Annotated in this window: 19 protein-coding genes; 12 read left to right on the top strand and 7 right to left on the bottom strand. The window is 71.4% G+C overall.

What is annotated here, in order from left to right:
- Positions 1 to 54: 54 nt before the first annotated feature.
- The gene (locus OG584_RS08465) at positions 55 to 1,302 is read right to left on the bottom strand and encodes a PotD/PotF family extracellular solute-binding protein (RefSeq protein WP_405776639.1); all 1,248 of its coding nucleotides are present in this window, start codon (positions 1,300 to 1,302) and stop codon (positions 55 to 57) included.
- Between the two features lie 18 nt (positions 1,303 to 1,320).
- Positions 1,321 to 2,826: a gamma-aminobutyraldehyde dehydrogenase gene (locus OG584_RS08470; protein ID WP_405783931.1), complete on the bottom strand. Its 1,506-nt coding sequence runs from the start codon at positions 2,824 to 2,826 to the stop codon at positions 1,321 to 1,323.
- 176 nt (positions 2,827 to 3,002) lie between these two features.
- Here OG584_RS08470 and OG584_RS08475 point away from each other — a divergent pair, with 176 nt between their 5' ends.
- Entirely contained in the window at positions 3,003 to 3,563 is a 561-nt protein-coding gene (locus tag OG584_RS08475; RefSeq protein WP_405776641.1) for an NADAR family protein, read from the top strand.
- A 68-nt stretch (positions 3,564 to 3,631) separates the two neighbouring features.
- On the opposite strand, the gene OG584_RS08480 is transcribed toward OG584_RS08475, so the two are convergent.
- Entirely contained in the window at positions 3,632 to 4,420 is a 789-nt protein-coding gene (locus tag OG584_RS08480) for a DUF4190 domain-containing protein (RefSeq protein ID WP_405776643.1), read from the bottom strand.
- A 180-nt stretch (positions 4,421 to 4,600) separates the two neighbouring features.
- Between OG584_RS08480 and OG584_RS08485 the strand changes: the two genes are divergently transcribed.
- The 5 genes from OG584_RS08485 to OG584_RS08505 all read left to right on the top strand — a co-directional run bounded on the left by OG584_RS08485 (position 4,601) and on the right by OG584_RS08505 (position 9,996).
- Complete coding sequence (locus OG584_RS08485; RefSeq protein ID WP_405776645.1) at positions 4,601 to 5,626, top strand: adenosine deaminase; 1,026 nt, start codon at positions 4,601 to 4,603, stop codon at positions 5,624 to 5,626.
- 33 nt (positions 5,627 to 5,659) lie between these two features.
- Positions 5,660 to 6,361, top strand: a complete 702-nt coding sequence (locus OG584_RS08490) for a glycerophosphodiester phosphodiesterase (RefSeq protein ID WP_405776647.1) — start codon at positions 5,660 to 5,662, stop codon at positions 6,359 to 6,361.
- A 207-nt stretch (positions 6,362 to 6,568) separates the two neighbouring features.
- Positions 6,569 to 7,804, top strand: a complete 1,236-nt coding sequence (locus OG584_RS08495) for a serine hydrolase domain-containing protein (protein WP_405776649.1) — start codon at positions 6,569 to 6,571, stop codon at positions 7,802 to 7,804.
- Between the two features lie 59 nt (positions 7,805 to 7,863).
- Positions 7,864 to 8,754, top strand: a complete 891-nt coding sequence (locus OG584_RS08500; RefSeq protein WP_405776651.1) for an RNA polymerase sigma-70 factor — start codon at positions 7,864 to 7,866, stop codon at positions 8,752 to 8,754.
- Positions 8,755 to 8,853: 99 nt separating this feature from the next.
- Entirely contained in the window at positions 8,854 to 9,996 is a 1,143-nt protein-coding gene (locus OG584_RS08505) for an NAD(P)/FAD-dependent oxidoreductase (RefSeq protein WP_405776653.1), read from the top strand.
- Between the two features lie 48 nt (positions 9,997 to 10,044).
- Here the strand turns inward: OG584_RS08505 and OG584_RS08510 are convergent, their stop codons facing one another.
- Positions 10,045 to 11,223, bottom strand: a complete 1,179-nt coding sequence (locus tag OG584_RS08510; RefSeq protein ID WP_405776655.1) for an extracellular solute-binding protein — start codon at positions 11,221 to 11,223, stop codon at positions 10,045 to 10,047.
- A gap of 221 nt (positions 11,224 to 11,444) precedes the next feature.
- Positions 11,445 to 12,884: a gamma-aminobutyraldehyde dehydrogenase gene (locus OG584_RS08515; RefSeq protein ID WP_405776657.1), complete on the bottom strand. Its 1,440-nt coding sequence runs from the start codon at positions 12,882 to 12,884 to the stop codon at positions 11,445 to 11,447.
- A 187-nt stretch (positions 12,885 to 13,071) separates the two neighbouring features.
- Between OG584_RS08515 and OG584_RS08520 the strand changes: the two genes are divergently transcribed.
- From OG584_RS08520 to OG584_RS08535, 4 genes are all read left to right on the top strand, one after another.
- Positions 13,072 to 13,560, top strand: a complete 489-nt coding sequence (locus OG584_RS08520) for an Lrp/AsnC family transcriptional regulator (protein ID WP_405776659.1) — start codon at positions 13,072 to 13,074, stop codon at positions 13,558 to 13,560.
- 2 nt (positions 13,561 to 13,562) lie between these two features.
- Positions 13,563 to 14,924 carry an aspartate aminotransferase family protein gene (locus tag OG584_RS08525; protein WP_405776661.1) on the top strand — a complete coding sequence of 454 codons (1,362 nt, stop codon included), beginning with the start codon at positions 13,563 to 13,565 and terminating at the stop codon, positions 14,922 to 14,924.
- 186 nt (positions 14,925 to 15,110) lie between these two features.
- Positions 15,111 to 15,848: an ABC transporter ATP-binding protein gene (locus OG584_RS08530; protein ID WP_405776663.1), complete on the top strand. Its 738-nt coding sequence runs from the start codon at positions 15,111 to 15,113 to the stop codon at positions 15,846 to 15,848.
- Positions 15,830 to 16,972, top strand: a complete 1,143-nt coding sequence (locus OG584_RS08535) for a hypothetical protein (protein WP_405776665.1) — start codon at positions 15,830 to 15,832, stop codon at positions 16,970 to 16,972. Before OG584_RS08530 ends, OG584_RS08535 begins: the two co-directional genes overlap by 19 nt.
- A 26-nt stretch (positions 16,973 to 16,998) precedes the next feature.
- Here OG584_RS08535 and OG584_RS08540 read toward each other — a convergent pair whose 3' ends face one another.
- A complete protein-coding gene (locus OG584_RS08540) occupies positions 16,999 to 18,624 on the bottom strand; it encodes an amidohydrolase (RefSeq protein WP_405776667.1) in 1,626 nt (541 codons plus the stop codon).
- Positions 18,625 to 18,645: 21 nt separating this feature from the next.
- Positions 18,646 to 19,284 carry a TetR family transcriptional regulator C-terminal domain-containing protein gene (locus OG584_RS08545; RefSeq protein WP_405776669.1) on the bottom strand — a complete coding sequence of 213 codons (639 nt, stop codon included), beginning with the start codon at positions 19,282 to 19,284 and terminating at the stop codon, positions 18,646 to 18,648.
- A 66-nt stretch (positions 19,285 to 19,350) separates the two neighbouring features.
- On the opposite strand from OG584_RS08545, the gene OG584_RS08550 reads away from it, so the two are divergent.
- Together OG584_RS08550 and OG584_RS08555 are read left to right on the top strand one after the other, a co-directional pair.
- Positions 19,351 to 20,808: a purine-cytosine permease family protein gene (locus OG584_RS08550; RefSeq protein ID WP_405776671.1), complete on the top strand. Its 1,458-nt coding sequence runs from the start codon at positions 19,351 to 19,353 to the stop codon at positions 20,806 to 20,808.
- A gap of 114 nt (positions 20,809 to 20,922) precedes the next feature.
- Positions 20,923 to 22,029 carry an LOG family protein gene (locus OG584_RS08555; RefSeq protein WP_405776673.1) on the top strand — a complete coding sequence of 369 codons (1,107 nt, stop codon included), beginning with the start codon at positions 20,923 to 20,925 and terminating at the stop codon, positions 22,027 to 22,029.
- Positions 22,030 to 22,032 lie beyond the last annotated feature (3 nt).

The following is a 22,032-nucleotide window of genomic DNA, read 5'->3' on the forward strand; positions in this document are numbered from 1 at the left end:
GCGGGTCCGGGCGGATCGGGTGCGGGCGTCGCGCGGGTGCGCGGGCGGTACGGGTCAGGCCCCGATGAGCTCGGCGAACTTCTGCTCGTACGCCGTCTCTTCCTTGCTGGAGAGCGAGCGGAAGGCGTGCGACCGGGCGGCCATCGCCTTGTCGGGGAGGATCAGCTGGTTGGCGGCCAGCTTCGGATCGATCTTCGCGAGTTCCGTGCGGACACCGTCCACCGGGGACAGGTAGTTGGTGTACGCGGTGAGCTTCGCGGCGACGGCGGGCTCGTAGTAGTAGTCGATCAGCCGCTCGGCGTTGGAGGGGTGGCGGGCCTTGGCCGGGATCATCATGTTGTCGCTGGACGTCATGTAACCGGCGGTGGGGATCGCGTATTTGACGTGCGGGTTGTCGTTCCGCAGCTGGGTGATGTCACCGCCCCAGGCGACACAGGCCGCGATGTCGCCCTTGTCCAGGTCGCTGATGTAGTCGTTGCCCGTGAAGCGGCGTATCTGCTTGCTGTCGACACCCTTCTGGAGACGGCCGATCGCGGCGTCGTAGTCGGCGTCGGTGACCTTCGCCGGGTCCTTGCCCATGTCGAGCAGCGTCATCCCGATCGAGTCGCGCATCTCCGAGAGGAATCCCACCCGCCCCTTGAGCCGGGGGTCGTCGAGGAGCTGGGTGACGGAGTCGACCTTGCGGCCGCCGGTCGCCTTCGTGTTGTAGGCGATGACGGTGGGGATACCGGCCCAGGGGTACGAGTAGGCGCGGCCCGGGTCCCAGTCGGGGGTGCGGAACTGGTCGGAGAGGTTGGCGTACGCGTGCGGGAGCAGCGAGGCGTCGAGCCGCTCGACCCAGCCGAACCGGATCAGCCTGGCGGCCAGCCAGTCGGTCAGGATGATGATGTCCCGTCCGGTGTCCTGACCGGCCGCGAGCTGCGGCTTGATCTTGCCGAAGAACTCGACGTTGTCGTTGATGTCCTCGGTGTACTTGACCTTGATCCCGGTACGCCGGGTGAATGCCTCCAGGGTGGGCCGGTGCTTCTGGTCGTCGCTGACGTCCATGTACTCGGTCCAGTTGGAGAAGTTGATCACCTTCTCCGCGGCCGAGTGGTCGCTGGAGGCCGGGGCGCCGCCCTCGCGTTTGGCCGCGGGAATCCCGCAGCCCGTGAGGGCGGCGAGGCCGCCGAGTGTGAGAGCGCCGGCGCCGGTGGCGCGCAACAGCGACCGGCGGGTGACGGCCCCCCTGCCGCGGGTCAGGGTGCGGTGCGCGGCGGCCAGCTGGGCCGGGGAGAGACGGTCTGGCTCGAACTGCTCCATGGGCTCGGTGCCCTTTCTTTATCGGTCCCCGAAGATCGTGCGGTGCCAGTCCTTGCGGGCCACCGCGGTGTTGTCGAACATGACGTGCTTGACCTGTGTGTACTCCTCGAACGAGTACACCGACATGTCCTTGCCGAAGCCGCTCGCCTTGTAACCGCCGTGCGGCATCTCGCTGATGATCGGGATGTGGTCGTTGACCCACACGCAGCCGGCCTGGATCTCGCGGGTCGCCCGGTTCGCGCGGAAGACGTCACGGGTCCAGGCGGACGAGGCCAGTCCGTAGGGGGTGTCGTTGGCGAGGGCGATGCCTTCGTCGTCGGAGTCGAAGGGCAGCACGACGAGGACCGGGCCGAAGATCTCGGCCTGCACGATCTCGCTGTCCTGGGCGGCGTCGGCGATCAGGGTCGGCAGGTAGTAGGCGCCGTCGTTCTCCGGTGCCGCACCGCCGGTGACCACGCGGGCGGTGTCCCTGGCCCGGTCCACGAAGGCCGCGACCCGGTCGCGCTGGGCGTAGCTGATCAGCGGGCCGATGTCGGTCGACTCGTCGAAGGGGTCGCCGATGCGGAGGGTGCCCATCAGGTCGGCGACACCCTGGACGAAGGCGTCGTACAGCGGGCGCTGCACGTAGGCGCGGGTGGCGGCCGTGCAGTCCTGGCCGGTGTTGATGAGCGAGCCCGCGACCGCGCCGTGCACGGCCGCTTCCAGGTCGGCGTCGTCGAAGACGAGGAAGGGGGCCTTACCGCCCAGCTCCAGGTGGATCCGCTTGACGGTCGCGGTGGCGATCTCGGCGACGCGCTTGCCGACGGGCGTCGATCCGGTGAATGAGGTCATGACCACGCCGGGGTGGCCCACCAGATGCTCGCCCGCCTCGGCCCCGAGACCGTTGACGATGTTGACGACCCCGTCGGGGATGCCCGCTTCGGTCGCGGCCTGCGCGAACATCAGCGAGGTCAGCGGGGTGATCTCGGCGGGCTTCAGCACGATGGTGTTGCCCGCGGCGATGGCCGGCAGAACCTTCCAGGCGGCCATCTGGAGGGGGTAGTTCCAGGGGGCGATGGAGCCGATCACGCCGATCGGCTCACGGCGGACGTACGAGGTGTGGTCCCCGCTGTACTCACCGGCGGACTGGCCCTGGAGGTGGCGGGCCGCGCCCGCGAAGAAGGCGGCGTTGTCGACGCTGCCCGGCACGTCGAACTCGCGGCTCAGCTTGATGGGTTTGCCGCACTGGAGGGACTCGGCGTACGCGAACTCCTCGGCGCGCTCGGCGAGCACGGCGGCGAAGCGGTGCAGCGCGTCCGAGCGCTCCCCCGGGGTGGCTCCGGACCAGCCCGGGAAGGCCGCGCGGGCCGCGGCGACGGCGGCGTCGACATCGGCGGTGCCGGCCAGCTGATAGCTGAGGACCACCTCGCCTGTGGCGGGGTTCACGACGTCCTGGGTCCGCCCTGACGTGCCGGGGCGCAGCTGCCCGCCGATGTACTGTGCGCCGGCCGCGAAGCGGTCCCGCACCTGGAAGCTGTTGACCATCGTGCTCTCTCCGTAGCTCAAGCTCGAATTGAGTGCCGATCCTGGCAGAGCCATAGTTCATCAACAAGTGATTCCGTTGTTTCCTTTTGGTTACGCAACGGAATCGGTGGACCATGTGTCGCGTGGGCCGGGAAATCCACGACGGAGTGTCCGTGGCGGCTGCCAGACTCGCGTGCATGGAGCGAATCGAAGCGCTGGCCAGACGGGCCGGAAACGGAGAGCGGATCGAGTTCCTGCACTTCTGGGGCCACACCGCCCGGCGGGACGGCAGCATCGGGCCGGAGTGCCTCAGCCAGTGGTGGCCGTCACCCTTCGTGGCCGGCGGCGTCCGGTACGCCACGGCGGAGCACTGGATGATGGCCGCCAAGGCGCGGCTCTTCGCGGACGCGGAAGCGGAGCAGGCGGCCGTGACGGCGGCGAACCCCGCGCTGGCCAAGAAGGCGGGCCGGCTGGTGCGCGGCTTCGACGACGCGGTATGGGAGCGCGAGCGGTACGGGATCGTGGTCGAGGGCAGCGTGCACAAGTTCGGTGCGGACGCGGCGCTGCGCGGATATCTGCTGGCCACCGGGGACCGGGTGCTGGTGGAAGCCAGTCCGATGGACCGGGTGTGGGGCATCGGGCTGGCGGCCGGCGACGAGCGGGCCGGACAGCCGGAGCGCTGGCGCGGGCTCAATCTGCTGGGTTTCGCCCTGATGGACGCCAGGGAGCGGCTGCGCAAGTCCCCAGCCGCGGGCTGACGTCGGGAAACCGTCCGCGGGCGGCCTGCGGGTCCGTCCCGGGCGAGTGGGGCCGCCCGGGACGGATTTCAGTGGCCGGCGCCGACGGTCAGCGAGCTCGGGTAGGTGCTGCCGTAGTCGGGCGTGGAGTCGTCGGAGTGCGAGATGCCCCAGATCACCACGGCGAGGAAGGCGGCGCTGACCACGATGCCGATGGGCCCCAGGATGATCCCGGTGAGGGCCATCCCCCCGTTGTTCGCCTCACCGCGGTTGGCGCGCTTGCGGCCGAGGATCCCGAAGATCAGGGCGAGCGTCCCCAGGATGATGCCGAGACCCCAGGCGCAGAAGATGACCACACTGAGAATGCCGAGTACCAGCGCGGCCACGCCGTAGCCGTTGGCAGGCCTCTGCTGCGGGCTGTTCCAGCCGCTCTGGCCGCCGTACCCCGGGTACCCGGGGTAGCCGTAGGCGGCGGGTCCCTGCGGGCCCGGGGCCGCGCCGGGGTACGACGGGTATCCGTACGTGCCGGGAGCACCCTGTCCCGGGCCGTTCGGCGCGACCGGCGGGGGCGGTACGGATCCGGGTGCCGGGTAGGCGGGCGGTGCGTATCCCGCGGATGCCGGCCCGTGCTGCCCCGGCGTCTGCTGCCCGGGGATGTACGGGCCCGGGGCCTGCTGGCCCGGGGCCTGCTGAGCGGGACCGGTCTGCCCGGCGCTCTCGCCGGGTTCCACGTTCGGCATGGCCGTGACCGTCGGCTGGTCGTGCACCGGGCCGCGGGGCGGCTGCGGCTTGTCCAGCGGGACACTCTGATCGGGCGCAGCCCATGGGTCTCCCGGCGGTTCCGGGTCCCCCGAAGGGCGTGGTGCGTGGTCTGACATGGGCCTCCCCCATCTTCGGCTCGTCATGCTAATGCCGCAGCCCGCGGTGTCCGCCCGACGGGGCAGACGTCACCGGCCGCAGCACCTGAGCCCGCGTGCCGGGCTCCGGTCCCGCCTACGATGTTCTCCGGCCGCCAGAACAACTCATCAGCAGAACTCGCGATACCCCGGAGGACCCCGATGCCCGACCTGCACCCGTTCATTGCGGGACTGCCCAAGGCGGAACTGCACGTGCACCACGTCGGGTCCGCGTCGCCGCGCATCGTCGCCGAACTCGCCGCGCACCACCCGGACTCGATGGTCCCGACCGACCCCGAGGCGCTCGCCGACTACTTCACCTTCACCGACTTCGGACACTTCATCCAGGTCTACCTGTCCGTGGTGGACCTGGTCCGCACCCCCGAGGACGTACGCCTGCTGACCTTCGAGGTCGCACGTGACATGGCCCGCCAGAACATCCGGTACGCGGAGCTCACCATCACGCCGTACTCCTCCACCCGCCGGGGCATTCCCGAGCAGGCCTTCATGGAGGCGATCGAGGACGCGCGCAAGGCCGCCGAGGCCGAGCTGGGCACCGTGCTGCGCTGGTGCTTCGACATCCCGGGTGAGGCCGGCCTCGAAGCGGCGGCCGAGACGACCCGGCTCGCGCTGGACCTCCGCCCCGACGGGCTGGTCTCCTTCGGGCTCGGCGGTCCCGAGGTCGGTGTGGCCCGCCCGCAGTTCAAGCCCTTCTTCGACCGGGCCATTGCGGCCGGCCTGCACTCGGTACCGCACGCCGGTGAGACGACGGGGCCCGAGACCGTCTGGGACGCGCTGAACCACCTGGGCGCCGAGCGCATCGGACACGGCACCAGCTCGGTCCAGGACCCGAAGCTGCTGGCCCACCTGGCCGAGCAGGGCATCGCGCTGGAGGTCTGCCCGACGTCCAACATAGCGACACGGGCCGTGCGCACGCTGGAGGAGCACCCGCTGAAGGAAATGGCCGACGCCGGGGTGCTGGTGACGGTCAACAGCGACGACCCGCCGATGTTCGGCACGGATCTCAACAACGAGTACCTGGTCGCGGCCCGCCTGCTGGGCCTGGACGAGCGGGGCGTCGCCGGCCTCGCGAAGAACGCCGTCGCCGCGTCGTTCCTCGACGCTCCGGGCAAGTCGAAGCTGGCGGCCGAGATCGACACGTACACCGCGGACTGGCTCGCCCGGTAGCCGCCCGCTGCGGGGGTCGGCAAAGATGTCCCCATGCGTACCGTCACTGCCGTGGGTCATCGCGGCGACCCGTATCTCTTCCGTGAGAACACCCTGCCCTCCGTCCGCTCGGCGCTGCAACGGGGCGCCGACGCGGTGGAGATCGACGTCCGGCTGACCCGGGACGGTGTACCGGTGCTGCTGCACGACGCGACGCTCGAACGGCTGTGGGGCCACGACCGGCCGCTCGACCGGATCACGACGGACGAACTGCGCGGGCTGACGGGCGGCGGGGTGCCCACGCTCCGGGAGGCGGTGACGGCGGTCGGCAGTCACCGCATCATGATCGATCTGCCGGGCGCCACCCCGGAAGCGGTGCGCACGGTCGTCGGTGTGGTCCACGAGTGCGGGGCGAGCGAGCGTACGTACTACTGCGCGGGGGCGACCGCCATGCTCGCCGTGCGCGAGGCCGATCCCGCCGCCGAGATCGCTCTGACCTGGACGACGCTGACCCCGCCGCGCCCCGCGCTGCTCGACGCGGTGAAGCCCCGCTGGCTCAACTACCGCTTCGGGCTGCTGAGTCCGGAGCTCTGCGAGCGCGTCCACCGGGACGGCCTGCTCGTCTCGGCGTGGACCCCCGACACGAAACGGTCGATGCGCCGGCTGATCGGCTTCGGGGTGGACTCGATCACCACCAACCGCGTCGACGCGCTCCGCACGGTCCGCCGCCGCGCGCTCACCGGCCCGCGCCCCTAAGGGGTCCTTGCACTATGCCCGCCGGGGTCGCACGGGCCGATCATAGCGTAAGGACCCTAAGGGAGAACCCTCAGCAACTCCCCTGACACGAGGGGCGGTTGGCGACCGAGCGCGTCAGGGGGGAGGTCGGCCTCGGTGAGGATTCCCCGCGCCGCCGGGCTCAGCAGGATGGTACGGGTCAGCACCCCACCCACCCCCGGAGCCCCGATGAGCCGGCCCACCCGCACCAGCAGTCACTCCCCTGTCAGCGGCAGACCGCGGCGCACCCGTGTACGCAGCGCCCTGGCCGCCACTGCTCTCGCCGCCGTTCTCGCCACCGGTCCGGCAGCCCCGGCTTTCGCGCACGCTCCGGCAGCGCACGACTCCGCCGGCACGGCGGATACCGCGCCCCGGTGCACGAGTGCGGGGGCGCTCTGCACCGCCATCGCCGGGCTGCCTGGCGACGACGCCACCGCGGCGCTGGTACGGGTCGGCGGCAAGGAGGGCACCTGGCGCGGCAGCGCAGGAGTGCACGACCTCACGTCCGGCCGCGCGGCGGACCCCGCCGCCCGGTTCCGGGCCGGGTCGGTGACGAAGGTCTTCACAGCGGCGGTGGTGCTCCAGCTCGCGTCCGAGCACCGGGTCTCCCTCGGCCGGCCGGTCAGGCACTACCTCCCCGACCTGATCCCGGGCGCCTACCGGGGCGTCACCGTAAGGCAGTTGCTGAACCACACCAGCGGTCTGCCGTCGTCGGACTCCGCCGGGGACAGCGAGCAGGAGTGGTACGAGCACCGCTTCGACCGCTACACCCCGCACCAGTTGGTGGCATCCGCGGTGGCCAAGAAGCCGCTGTTCGCACCGGGCACGCGGCAGAAGTACGACAACATCGGCTACACGGTGGCCGGGCTGCTGATCGAGCGGGTCACCCACGACTCGTACGCGCACCAGGTCACGCGGCGCATCCTGGACCCGCTCGGGCTGCGCGACTCGTACTTCCCCGGCACCGCCACCGGCATCCGCGGCCCGCACAACCACGGATACCAGGTCTACCGGGGGCCGGGCGGGACCAGTGAGCTCCGCGATGTGACGGAATGGGGGCAGACCGAGTCCTGGGCCGCGGGCGACCTCATCACCAGCACCGCAGACCTGGAGCACTTCACCAGGGCGCTGTTCTCCGGGCATGTGGTGCGCGGGCCGCAGCTGTCGGAGATGTTCACCCTGCCCCACCTGCGCACCGGTACGCCCGAGTACAGCGCCGGACTCTCGGTGATCACGCTCGGCGGCCGTCAGGTGTGGGCGAAGACCGGCGGACGCTGGGGGTACAACGCGGTCATGGCGGCCACCCGTGACCTGTCCCGGACCCTCGTCTACAGCGTGAACTCCACGGACGCCAAGGGCGAGGACATGAACCCCACAGCGATGAAGATCGCTGTGGCGGCGTTCGGCGCACCGCCGGCCGGCTGAGCCCCGCCGCCGGTCGCGCCCGGCTCCCCCTGGGAGGCCCCTCCTGGCATGCTGCGGGCATGACCACGGAAGCCGCCGCAGAGTTCGAGTCCCACCGGCCCCGGCTGTTCTCGCTCGCCTACCGGCTGCTCGGCAGCGCGAGCGAGGCCGAGGACGCCGTGCAGGACACCTATCTGCGGTGGAGTGCGGCCGACCGCGAGGCGATCCGCACCCCCGTCGCCTGGCTCACCAAGGTCTCCACCAACCTCTGCCTGAACCGGCTCACTTCGGCGCGTGCCCGCCGTGAACGGTATGTCGGGCCCTGGCTGCCCGAACCGGTCCTCACCCACGGTGGAGAGACGGCGCTCGGTCCGCTGGAGACCTCGCTGCAGCGCGAGTCGGTCTCGCTGGCGCTGCTCACCCTGATGGAGCGCCTCACTCCGGCCGAACGGGCGGTGTTCGTGCTGCGCGAGGCGTTCGAGCACAGCCACCGGGAGATCGCCGCCGTCCTGGGCATCGAAGAGGCCCACTCCCGGCAGCTGCACCGCAGGGCGCGTGAGCAGCTCGGCCGTCCCCGGCGGCAGCTGCCGGTCGACAGCGGTCAGCGCCGGAAGATCGTCGAGCTGTTCGTCGCAGCCGCCGTCGAGGGTGACCTGGCGGGTCTGGAGCAGGTGCTCGCCGCTGACGTGGTCGCCTGGAGCGACGGCGGCGGCGAGGTCTCCGCCGCCCGCCGTCCGGTCGGCGGCAGGGAGAAGGTGATCCGCTACCTGCTCGGTCTGGCGGAGCAGCCGGAGACCGCGCTGCTGCGCTTCCGGGTGACCGAGGTGAACGGCGAGCCGGGGGCGCTCCTGCTGATGGGCGACGCGCTGTTCGCCGTCGTCGTACCGGAGGTCACCGACGGCCTGGTCGGCGCGGTCCGTACGGTCCTCAACCCCGGAAAGCTCGGCTTCGCCGCAGCCCAGCTCAGCTGATGCAAATGTGATCCGCATCACATTCAGTTCCGTCACGGATCGGTCCTCCCACCGGTTCAGAGGGGGACAGCACAGGCTGAACGGGATGCGGGAGGACCGATGACCCATCACATCGTTGTTCTGGGAGCGGGGTACGCGGGGCTGGCGGCCGCCAAGCGCACGGCGGGACGGCTGCGCCGCGCCGGTACGCGGGTCACGCTCGTCAACGCCTCGGACCACTTCGTCGAGCGGGTGCGGCTGCACCAGACCGCCACCGGCCAGAGCCTGCCGGAGCGGCCACTGAGGCGGCTGCTGGCCGGTACCGGCGTCGAACTGGTCGTCGCACGCGTCACCGCGGTCGACGCGGACGCCCGTACGGTGCGGCTCGACTCGGCCCCGCACGCCCTCGGGTACGACACGCTCGTCTACGCCCTGGGCAGCGGGCCCGACACCGCCGCCGTCCCGGGCGTCACAGCGCACGCCTCCGCCGTCGCCGCCTACGACGACGCGGTCCGGCTGCGGGAACGGCTGGCGCACGGTACGGGCTCACTGGCCGTCGCGGGCGCCGGGCTGACCGGGATCGAAACAGCGGCCGAGCTGGCGGAGACCTGCCCGGGGACCGATATCCAGCTGGTCACCGGAGGCGAGCTCGGCGCGGACCTCTCCGCCCGCGCCGCCCGCTACCTCCGCCGGGCGATGGCGCAACGCGGCATCACCGTGCACGAGCACACCAGGATCGCCGAGGTCACCGCCGAAGGGCTGGGACTGGCCGACGGCACCGAGATCGCGGCGGGCACGGTGGTGTGGACCGCCGGATTCCGGGTGCCGGAGCTGGCCCGCGCTGCGGGCATCGCGGTGGACGAGCGCGGCCTGATCAGGGTCGACGGCGCGCTGCGCTCGACCTCGCACCCCGAGGTGTTCGCGGCGGGCGACGCGGCCGCTGCCCTGGGGCCCGACGGATGTGCCTCGCGGATGTCCTGCCAGACGGGCATCCCGATGGGGATGCGGGTCGCGGACAGCGTCGCCGCCGTGGTGGGCGGCCGGACGCCCCGGCCGCTGCGGCTGCGCTATGTCGGGCGGAACATCAGCCTCGGGCGCCGGGACGGGCTGGTCCAGCTGACCCGCGCCGACGACACCCCGGTGGACCGCATCCTCACCGGCCGTACAGCGGCCCGGCTGAAGGAGGCGGTCACCCGGAGCACCGTACTGGCCATGCGCAGTCCGGGCCCGTACGTTCCGGGACGGGCCGGCCGCCGGAACTGACCGGCCGCGGGAGCCGTGGGAGGGGGCCACGGGCCGGCCCGGCACCGGCTACAGACCCACGAGCCGGTTCCAGCGCTTCGCGTACTCGACCCGCTCCGACGACGTGATGTCCCGGGCGATGGCCAGACGCTTGCGCATCGTGGCATCGGGGAAGATCAGCGGGTCCTCGGCGAGGTCCGCAAGCTCCTTGTCCTTCGACGAGGCCAGCACCTCGCGTGCGGCGGGCACCGGGCACACGTAGTTGACCCAGGCCGCCAGCTCCGCCGCCACCGCCGGCTCGTAGTAGTAGTCGATCAGCTTCTCGGCATTGGCCTTGTGGCTGGCGAGGTTGGGGATCATCATCGACTCCGCCCACAGCTCGCCGCCCTCCTGGGGCACCACGAACTCGATGTCCGGGCTGTCGGCCTGCAGCTGGATCACATCGCCCGAGTACGCCTGGCAGGCGAGCACATCGCCGGTGGACAGGTCCTTGATGTAGTCGTTGCCGGTGAAGCGCCGGATCTGGTTCGTGCGGACGAGCTTCTCGACCTGGTCGCACATGGTGTCGAAGTCCTTGGCGGTCCAGCGGGTGATGTCGGCGCCGTTGCCCTGCATGAGCAGGGCGAACGCCTCGTCGAGCCCGGAGAACAGGGTGACCTTGCCGCGCAGGTCGGGGGCCCAGAGATCGCTCAGGTGCTTGATCTCGTGCCCGACCTTGCGCCGGTTGTAGGCGATGCCGGTGATCCCGGACTGCCAGGGCACGCTCTGTTTGCGCCCCTTGTCGAAGGCGGGTGAGAGCAGCTGCGGGTCGAGAAACCTGGCGACGTTCGGCTGCGCGGCCCGGTCCATCTCCTCGACCCAGCCGAGGCGGACGAACCGGGCCGCCATCCAGTCGCTGATGACGATCAGATCCCGCCCGGTCTCCTGGTGGTTCATCAGCGCCGGGCTGATCTTCCCGAAGAACTCGTCGTTGTCGTTGATCTCCTCCGTGTACTTCACGGAGATCCCGGACTTCTTCTCGAAGGCGTCGAGGGTGGGCCGCTTGGAGGGGTTGTGGTCGTCGGTGTCGATGTACAGCGGCCAGTTGGCGAAGACCAGGCTCCGGTCCTGCGCCGATCTGTCGCGCCCCGCCCGCTCCCCCGGCTTCACGTACGCCGCGGGGACCCCGCATCCGGTGAGCGCGGCCAGCACGCCCACCGCGCCGGACCCGCGGAGGAGGGAACGCCGGGAAACACCAAGATCTGCCATAGGCCCAGCTTCACCTCCGGCAGTGGCGGCGGGCAATGGACGCTGCGTACGCAGCACCGCCGCAGGGCGCGACACCTTGTCGGGCCGCGGCGCACGCGGCGGGCGGAGACCACGGTGATCGCAGGGATCACGGAGACCGCCGCACACCGCGAACGCGGCCCGCCCCCGCACGGCGGACCGTGCGGGGGCGGGCTTGGACAGGCGGCGGAGGCGGGAGCCGCTCAGGCGTCCAGGGACGTCATCACGTGCTTGATCCGCGTGTAGTCCTCGAAACCGTAGGCCGAGAGGTCCTTGCCGTAGCCGGACTTCTTGAATCCGCCGTGCGGCATCTCGGCGACGAGCGGGATGTGGGTGTTGATCCACACACAGCCGAAGTCGAGGTTCTTGGACATCCGCATCGCGCGGGCGTGGTCCTTGGTCCACACCGATGAGGCCAGCGCGTACTCCACGTCGTTGGCGTGCGCGAGGGCCTCCGCCTCGTCGCGGAACGGCTGGACGGTGATGACGGGCCCGAACACCTCGTGCTGGATGATCTCGTCGTCCTGCTTCAGCCCGGACACGACGGTCGGGGCGTAGAAGTAGCCCCGGTCGCCGACCCGGTGGCCGCCGGCCTCGACCTTGGCGTGTGCGGGCAGGCGGTCGATGAAGCCGCTGACCTGGGCCAGCTGGTTGGCGTTGTTGAGGGGCCCGTACAGCACGTCCTCGTCGTCCGGCAGGCCGGTCTTCGTGTCGTCGGCCGCCTTGGCCAGCGCCGTGACGAACTCGTCGTGGACCGATTCGTGGACCAGTACGCGGGTGGCCGCGGTGCAGTCCTGCCCGGCGTTGAAGTACCCGGCCACCGAGATGTCCTCGACGGCCTTCGCGATGTCCGCGTCCTCGAAGACGACCACAGGGGCCTTGCCGCCCAGCTCCAGGTGGACCCGCTTGACGTCCTTGGCCGCCGATTCGGCGACCTGCATCCCGGCCCGCACCGAACCCGTGATGGACGCCATGGCGGGCACCTTGTGCTCGACCATCGTGCGGCCGGTGTCCCGGTCGCCGCAGACCACGTTGAAGACGCCCTTGGGTGCGACGGCCCCGATGATCTCAGCCATCAGAACCGTGGAGGCGGGCGTGGTGTCGGACGGCTTGAGGACGACGGTGTTGCCCGCGGCCAGCGCCGGGGCGAACTTCCACACGGCCATCATCATCGGGTAGTTCCACGGCGCGACCTGGGCGCAGACACCGACCGGCTCGCGCCGGACGATGGAGGTCAGCCCCTCCATGTACTCACCGGCAGAGCGGCCCTCCAGGAGCCGTGCGGCGCCCGCGAAGAAGCGGATCTGGTCCACCATCGGCGGGATTTCCTCGGTGCGGGTCAGCCCGAGCGGCTTCCCGCAGTTCTCGCTCTCGGCCGCGATCAGGTCCTCGGCCCGCTCCTCGAAGGCATCGGCGATCTTCAGCAGAACGCGCTGCCGTTCGGCCGGGGTGGCGTCGCGCCAGGCGGGGAACGCCGCGGCCGCGGCCGCCATGGCGGCGTCGACGTCCGCCTGCCCGGAGAGCGGGGAGGTCGCGTACGCCTCGCCCGTGGCCGGATTGACCACCTCGATGGTCCGGCCGTCGGCGGCGTCCCGGAACTCCCCGTTGATGTAGTTACGCAGCCGGCGCAGCTCGGTGGTCACAGTCTTTCTCCCTCTCCGATGTCCGATGAATGTCCGGTGGATGAGACACCACCCTAAGCGCAAGGGTGACGCTTTCGACATACCCAGCCTCCAGGAACTTCGGATTCAGTTCCCAAAACGGCTTTGAACAACGAATTACATCGCTTCGGGGTTGCATGACGGGCGAGACCTCGTGCACAGTGTGGGCGTGGCCAGTCGCAGCGCAGATTCCAGAAACGGGAACGGCACCCCTCCGATCGACGCCGTCTCCCTGGCGATCATCGAACAGCTCCAGCAGGACGGCCGGCGGCCCTACGCCGCGATCGGGAAGGCCGTCGGCCTCTCCGAGGCGGCCGTCCGCCAGCGGGTGCAGAAACTCCAGGACCAGGGCGTCATGCAGATCGTCGCCGTCACCGACCCGCTCACGGTGGGTTTCCGGCGGCAGGCGATGGTCGGCATCACGGTCGAGGGCGACCTCGACCCGGTGGCGGACGCGCTGGCCACCATGAACGAGGTCGACTACGTGGTGATGACCGCGGGCTCGTTCGACCTCATGGTGGAAGTCGTCTGCGAGGACGACAACCACCTGCTCGAACTGATCAACAAACGGATCCGCGCGCTCCCGGGCGTGCGGGCGACCGAGAGCTTCGTCTACCTCAAGCTGAAAAAACAGACCTACCAGTGGGGCACCCGATAGTCATGAGCAAGGACCTGAGCCAGACCGCGTACGACCACCTGTGGATGCACTTCACCGACATGTCGTCGTACGAGAACGCGCCCGTTCCCACCATCGTGCGTGGCGAGGGCACCTACATCTACGACGACAAGGGCAAGCGCTACCTCGACGGTCTGTCCGGCCTGTTCGTGGTCAACGCGGGCCACGGCCGCCACGAGCTGGCCGAGACCGCGTACAAGCAGGCCCAGGAGCTGGCCTTCTTCCCGATCTGGTCGTACGCCCACCCCAAGGCCGTCGAGCTGGCCGAGCGCCTCGCGAACTACGCGCCCGGCGACCTCAACAAGGTCTTCTTCACGACGGGCGGCGGGGAGGCGGTCGAGACCGCCTGGAAGCTGGCGAAGCAGTACCACAAGCTCACCGGCAACCACCAGAAGTACAAGGTCATCTCCCGCGCGGTCGCCTACCACGGCACGCCGGCGGGCGCCCTGTCCATCACCGGTCTGCCCGCGCTCAAGGCGCCCTTCGAGCCGCTGGTCCCGGGCGCGCACAAGGTCCCCAACACCAACATCTACCGCGCCCCGATCCACGGCGACGACCCGGTGGCCTACGGCCGCTGGGCCGCCGACCAGATCGAGCAGGAGATCCTCTTCGAGGGCCCGGAGACGGTCGCCGCCGTCTTCCTGGAGCCGGTGCAGAACGCCGGCGGCTGCTTCCCGCCGCCGCCCGGCTACTTCCAGCGCGTGCGCGAGATCTGCGACAAGTACAACGTGCTGCTCGTCTCGGACGAGGTCATCTGCGCCTTCGGCCGCCTCGGCACGATGTTCGCGTGCGACAAGTTCGACTACGTACCGGACATGATCACCTGTGCCAAGGGCATGACGTCGGGCTACTCCCCGATAGGGGCGTGCATCATCTCCGACCGCCTGGCCGAGCCGTTCTACCGCGACGGCAACACCTTCCTCCACGGGTACACCTTCGGCGGCCACCCGGTCTCCGCCGCCGTCGGCATCGCGAACCTCGACATCTTCGAGCGCGAGGGCCTCAACCAGCACGTCCTCGACAACGAGGGCGCCTTCTACTCGACGCTGCAGAAGCTGCACGACCTGCCGATCGTCGGCGACGTCCGCGGCAACGGCTTCTTCTACGGCATCGAGCTGGTCAAGGACAAGGCGACCAAGGAGACCTTCAACGAGGACGAGACCGAGCGCATCCTCTACAACGCCGTGTCCAAGGGCCTGTACGAGGCCGGTCTGTACTGCCGGGCCGACGACCGCGGCGACCCGGTCGTCCAGCTCGCCCCGCCGCTGATCTCCGACCAGTCGACGTTCGACGAGATCGAGTCGATCCTGCGCGGAGTCCTCACCGAGGCCTGGGCCAAGATCTGACCGGGCACCCGCCGATGTGACACGCGGCCCGGCCGCACCCGTACGAGTGGATACGGGTGCGGCCGGGCCGCGTGCTGTCCGCACTCCCCGGTCCGAGTCCTTACGGTGCCCAGTGACCGATCGGCTCCTCCCTCGTTCCCCCCGTGCGGGGGCCGGAAATCAGATCTGAACCGAGGTGTGCTCGCCATGGTGACCCCACCGGACAACGACGTGCTCTGGGCGCGCGCCGCGCACTACTCCCACAGCGGAACCCCCGCGCTCACCGGTGTCTCGCTCGCCGTGCGCGACGCGGAGGTCCTCGCGGTGCTCGGCCCGCGCGGCAGCGGCAAGACGACGCTGCTGCGCTGCCTCTCGGGACAGCTCGTCCCGGAGCAGGGCGAAGTGTGGTTCAACAGCAGCCCCGTGCACACCCTCGGGCGGACGGCGCGTGAACGGCTGCGCGTCTCCCGGTTCAGCTGGATCGATCCCGAGCCCCGGCTCGTGCCCGAGCTGACGGCCTGGGAGAACACGGCCCTGCCGCTGCTCCTGAACGGTGCTTCGCACCGCGAGGCGAAGCACACGGCCATCCAGTGGCTGGAGCGGCTCGACCTGGGGACGCAGGTGCGCAAACGCCCGCACGCCCTGGTGCAGGCGCAGCGGCAGCGGGTGGCCGTCGCCCGCGCCCTGGCCGCGGGACCCGCGGTGCTCTTCGCAGACGAACCCACGGCCGTCCTGCACGCGGCGGAGGGCACCCATGTACTGCGCACCCTGATCGCGGCGGCCCGCTCGCACGGGGTCACGGTGGTGCTCGCCACCCATGACCCCGGGGTAGCGGCGCACGCCGACCGTACGGTGCTGCTCAGGGACGGGCGCAGGACCGCGTCCCTCAGCGACGAGGGCAGCTCCGCCGAGGAGGCGCGCCCCACGTGCTCGCTCTCCGTCTAGCCCGCGGCTCGGGGCCCGTCGCTCTGCTGCGGAGGCTGCTGGTCGCTGCCGCTTCGGCCGGCACAGGACTCCTGCTGCTCTGCGCACTCGGCTACGCGGTGGGGCACTCGCCGCGACCGTCCGGAGCCGGGCTCCGGCTGCTCTGGTGCCTGGTTCCGCTGGCGGCGGCGGTCCGGTTCGCCACCGCGGTCGCGCGTACCGATCCGGGCACCCGCCCGAGCCGCGGGGCGACGGCCGCGGGGCTCGGGCCGGCCGGACGCGCCGCGCTGTCCGCGGTGTCGACCGCGCTCTTCTGCGTGCTGGGCAGCGGGGTCGCACTGCTGGTCTTCTTCCATCTGCGCGACGGCATCGGCCGGCTGCCGTTCGGTGGCACCGCCCCGCGCATGCTGGGGGCGGGCAGCCGCCTCCCGCTGCCCGCCGCCCTGGTGCTCCTCGCACCCGTTCCGTTGGCCGCCGCCGCCGGGAGCGCCTGGGCGGTGAGGGAGCGCAGGCCCGCGCACGACCGCGCCGCGCCGAGGGGGCTGGTCCTCGCACTGGCTCTGGTCGCGGTGGGTGCCGCGGCCGAGCTGTACGCCGCCGGGCGGCCCGGGGGCGCCGCGCTGCCGGTGCCCGGCCGCTTCGACGGCGCCCCGGCCGGGGTGCTGGCCGGCTGGTCCCTGACCGCGCTGGGACTCGCCGTCGCGGGCCCCGCACTGACCCATCTGTGCGGCCGGGTCCTGCAGTCCGTGCGGCCGGGCGCGGTCCGCCTCCTCGCGGGCCGGGTGCTGCAGTCCGAAGCCCGCCGGATCGGCCGACCGCTCGGGGTGTGCTGTGCGGTGGTCTCGGGCCTCGTCGCGGCTTGCGCACTGCGCGGCGCGGGCCACCCGCCGGCCCACCCGCTCTTCGGTGCGCTGACCTCGCTGGGCGCCGCGCTCGTCGTGGTCTGCTCGGCCGCCACTCTGCTCACCGCGGCCGTGGAGGCGCGCCAGGAGCGCGCCGCGACAACAGCGGCCCTGCTGCGCGGGTGCGCCCCCGCGAGCCTGCCGCGTTCGGCGGCCCTGCTGCGCACGGCCGCCCTGGTGGCTCTGTTCACCGCGGTGACCTGGGCGGTCTCGGCGCTCGCTGCGGTGCCGCTGTCCCGGTAGCGCCGGGGACCGTCCCCGGCCGGCGGTCACAGCCGTGCGTCCCGATGGGTCGGTTCGCCGTCGAGGACGGTGAGCAGCACCGGCACGTGCGGCAGTTCGGTGGCCCCGGTGGTGAGCGGGTCGGCGGCCAGGACCGTCAGATCGGCGCGGTGACCGACCGCGACACGGCCCGCCTCGTGTTCCTCGCCCGCCGCGTAGGCGGCGTTGACGGTCACGCCCTGGAGGGCCTCCAGGGCGGTGAGCGCCTGTTCCGGGCCGTGCGGTGCCTGGCCGAGGTCGCGGGTGGGCCTGCGGTGGCGGGCTCCCGCCATGACCTCCAGCGGCGGGTAGGCAGCGATGGGCCAGTCGGAGCCGAGAACGACGACGGCGCCGGAGTCGTGCAGGTCGCGGCAGCGCCAGGCGCGTGAGGCCCGTTCCTCGCCGAGACGGCGTGACCAGTTGTCGGTGTGGTCCGCGCGGGTGAAGTCGCAGCAGTGGGTCGGCTGCATGGACGCCACGACGTCGAGCCCGGCGAACCTGCGCAGGGTGTCGTCGGGGACGGTCTCGATGTGCTCGACCCGGTGCCGCGCCCCCCGTCCGCCGCCGGCCTGCGCCTTCTCGACCGCGTCGAGGACATGGCGTACGGCGGCGTCACCGATGGCGTGGGTCGCGGTGGGCACACCGGCCCGGTGGAGTTCTCCGATGACGCGGGTGTACTCCTCGGGGTCCGGCCAGAAGGCGTTCCTGGACTCGCCGTGGCAGTCCGGGTGTTCCAGCCAGGCGGTGCCGTTGTCGATGGTGCCGTCCATGAAGATCTTGACGCCGTCGGTCCGCCACAGCCGGCCGCCCTCGCCCTGCTGCCCGATGAGGGCGCGCACACCGTCCGCACCTGTGCCGGGCCGGCACCAGGGCGCGACCCGCAGGCGCAGCGGCAGTTCCCCGGCCGCGTCGAGTTCGGCGTAGAGGGCGAGGCTGTCGCCGTTGGCGTCCATGGCGTGACCGCCGGTGAGACCCGCGGCGGCCATGGCGCGCAGCGCGGCGGCGAGCCGTTCGCGGCGTTCCCCGCGGGTGGGCTGCGGGGCCGTCCGCGCCACGAGTTCGCAGGCGGCCTCCTCCAGGAGCAGGCCGGTGGGCCGCCCCGCGGCGTCACACACCACCTCGGCCGTGGCCTGGCCGAAGGTCCGGGGGCCGTCGACACCGGCGAGCTCCAGCGCGCGCGGGCTGGCCAGCATGGAGTGCGCGTCGAAGAGCTGCAACAGGGCGGGCACGCCGTCGAGTACCGCGTCGAAGGGGGCTGTTCCGACGGGGCGGCCGGCGAAGACGTTGGGGTCGAGGCCCCAACCGTGCAGCCATCCGCCGGGGGCCAGGTCACGTATCGCGCGGGCGAGTGCCTCGCGCACCTGCTCCACGTCCGTACAGCGCGAGAGGTCCAGGCCGTGGGTCAGCTCGGCGCCCGAGGCGGGGTGGATGTGTCCGTCGACGAGACCGGGGGTCACCACCGCGCCCTTGAGGTCGATCACCGTGGTCGAGGCGTCCGCGAGCGCGCGGATCTCGTGGTTGTCACCGAGCGCGGTGATACGTCCGCCGGCCGCGGCGAGTGCGGTCTGCGGCAGGAAGCCGCCGGTGACCGGGTCGAGCAGACGGGCCGAGAGCAGAATGAGGGAGGTGCGCATGGAGGGCTCCTTGGGGAGAGGTCAGTTCGCGGCGGCGGTCAGGGCGCCGGCGGGCAGTCCGAGTTCGCGCTCCGCGGTGGCCGCGGGCATGTTCCGGACCGCCGGCGGGTCGTCGCCCAGGTCGCCGCTGTTGACGAGCGCGCCGAGGCCGTCGAGGACGACCAGGATCTGAATGGCCGTCAACGCCGGGTCGGGTGTACGGAATTCACCTTGTTCGACGCCGTCGCGGATGAGCGCTTCGAGCCGGTCGCGCCAGGCGGCCTCCTGGACCATGACGCGGCCACGCAGCGCGGGCCGGTAGCGGCTGAGGTGCCGGGCGTTGAGCCAGAGCCGGCTGATGTCGTCGTACGAGTCCCCCGCCGCCCGGACGAGAAACCGCGCCAGGTGCCGGGTCGGGCCGGCGTCCGCCCGGTCGGCCGGGAGCAGCTCGTCGAGTTCGGCGGCGACGGCATTCCCGTACGCCTCGGACACCAGATCCTCCACCGCCGGGAAATAGTGGCTGATCAGCCCCGGCCGGACCTCCAGCTCGTCGGCGATGCGCCGGAGGGTGATGCACTCCAGCCCTTCGGCCAACGCCACTGCGGCGGCCGCCGCAACGATTTCCGCACGTCTGGCGGCCGGATCCTTGCGGATTCGCTTGTTCTGAATGCTTGACGGCATGGAATCGATGCTATTGAGTGTGCGACCAACAAGCAAGCAGCTGGGTATCAGCATCCGGAGGGCCGCATGGCGTCCACGCTTCCCGAACCGCACCACGACACCCGCGCCGCGCAGCAGGAGGCGCGGCCCCCGTCGGACGGGGCTGCCCGCATCGAAGCCCACGGCATCGATCACATACCCGAGCAGGAACGCCACGGCCACCCGCGGCAGTTGTTCTCCGTCTGGGCCGCGGCAAGCGTCAACTACCTGAGCCTCGTGGTCGGCGGCGCCCTGGTCCTCATGGGCCTGACCCTGTGGCAGGCGCTCGCGGTGATCGTGGTGGGCAACCTGTTCTGGCTGTTCACCGGGCTGCTCTCCATATCCGGCCCGTCCGCCGGCGCACCGAGCGAGGTGATCACCCGGGCCATGTTCGGAATCCGCGGCAACCGGGTGAACAACGCGGTGGTCGGCTGGATGATCTCCGTCTGCTACTTCGCCCTGAACCTGGCGGCCGCCGCGACAGCTGCCTTCTCGCTCGTCGAGAAGACCGGCATCACCGCGAGCACCGGAGTGAAGGTCGTCGTCGTGCTGGTCATCGCCGCGGTCACCCTGACCATCGGTGTCTACGGCCATGCCCTGATCATGAAGCTGTACCTCCCGCTCACGCTCGTCCTCACCGCCGTCTTCGCCGTCGTCGCGGTCGGCGTCCTGCGGCACACGGACTTCTCGTACACACCCGCCGAACCGCTGAGCGGCACCGGCCTGTGGACAGCTCTCATCGCCGGGGTCACCCTGATCGGCTCCGGTCCGCTGTCCTACACGACCAGCGCCGACTTCTCCCGCTACCTGCCCCGGACGACCTCTCCGACCGCGATCGTGGGATGGACCGCCCTGGGCGGCTTCCTGCCCAGTGTCGTCGTCTGCTCCCTGGGCGCCTTCGCCGCCACGGCGGTCGACATGACCGACCCGCAGTCCGGGCTGCAGAAGATCCTGCCCGGCTGGTTCGACCCCTTCTTCCTGTTCGCCCTGGTGCTCGGCACGATCGCCATCAACGCCCTGACCTCGTACAGCGCGGGACTGGCCCTGCAGGCCGTCGGTATCCGCATCCGCCGCTCCCTCAGTGTGATCGCCGACGGAACCGCCGCCGTCTCGCTCACCCTCTACGGGCTCCTCGTCTCGAACTTCCTCGACACCGTCAACAACGTCCTGCAGCTCACCGTCGTCCTGCTCGGCCCGGCGATGGCCGTCTACGCCACGGACATCCTGGTGCGCCGCAACCGCTACGACGGCCCCGCCCTGATGGACGAGACCCCCGGCAGCCCCTTCTGGTACACCGCGGGTTTCCACACGGCGGGGGTCCTGGCGCTCGCCGGAGGCGTCGCCGTATCGGCCCTGTGCGTCAACACCCTCTACACCGGGCCGGTGGCACAGGCCCTGGGCGGCATGGACCTCGCCCTGCCCGCCGGTATCGTCGCCGCCTCGCTCCTCTACACGGTCCTCACACGGAGCACGGGCGGCGGGCGCCCCCTCCGTATCCGGGCCTGACCGTCACCGCCCGGCCGGCCTGCGGGGGCCGGAGTCCTTCCGGGGGCGGGCCCGCGCCGGCTGCTGCGACGCCGCGCCACCGGACGCGTGGAGGCACCCCCCTACGATGGCCGGATGCCCACCACACCTGAGCGTGACCGTGAGATCGAGACCCTGGACGAGTTCGACCGGGCCGCCGCCCGCGGTGCACTCGGCGGATACCGCGTCCAGGGCGTCGACCTGACGGGCCGTACCGACACCCTGCTCGCCGCGGACACATCGGGCGCCGTCTTCCTCGGCTGCCCCATGCGCCCCGAGGCCGAGTCAGCGGTCGGTGCGGCCGGCGCACTCGTCTTCCCGCCGGTCCCGGGCCTGCCGTTCGCGCCGTACCGCGGGCTGCTGTACTCCGCGGACGAGCTTTTCGCGGGCCTCGACGGCGGTGGCTACGAGGCAACGCCGGACGCCCGCGCCTACGCCTGGTTCCAGCAGACCGGGAACGACGGCGACATATTCGCCTCGATGCTCCGCTCCATCCACGACGACGCGATGTCGGACGCGCTCGACGAACACCTCGACAGCGCACGGGTCGTGGGCGTGATGGGCGGCCATGCCATGGCCCGTGGCACCGCGGAGTACGCGGGCGCGGCGCGGCTCGGCCGTACGCTCGCCCGGTCCGGCCTGACGGTCGCCACCGGCGGCGGCCCCGGCGCGATGGAGGCCGCCAACCTCGGCGCGTACGCCGCCCCCTTCCGCGACGGCATGCTGGACGAGGCGCTCGAACTCCTGGGCAAGACACCGTCGTTCAAGCCGTCCGTCTCGGAGTGGGCGAGCGCCTCCTTCGAGGTCCGCGGCCGCTGGCCGGACGGCGGGGACTCGGTCGGCATCCCCACCTGGTTCTACGGCCACGAACCGCCGAACGCCTTCGCGGGTCACATCGCCAAGTACTTCGCCAACGCCACCCGCGAGGACGGGCTGCTGGCCCGCTCGACCGCGGGCGTCGTCTTCCTGCCGGGCGCGGCCGGGACCGTCCAGGAGATCTTCGACAACGCGACACCGAACTACTACGGATCGCACGGCGAGCCGTCCCCGATGGTCCTGGTGAACCGCACCCACTGGACCGAGGAGCTGCCCGCCTGGCCACTGCTCCGGGCGCTGGCGAAGGGCCGGCCCATGGAGTCCCGTATCGCGCTGGTCGACACCGTGGACGAGGCCCCCGAAGCGCTGGCCCGGATGGTCTTCTGAGGC

The organism is Streptomyces sp. NBC_00859 (assembly GCF_045161865.1).
GTDB lineage: Bacteria > Actinomycetota > Actinomycetes > Streptomycetales > Streptomycetaceae > Streptomyces.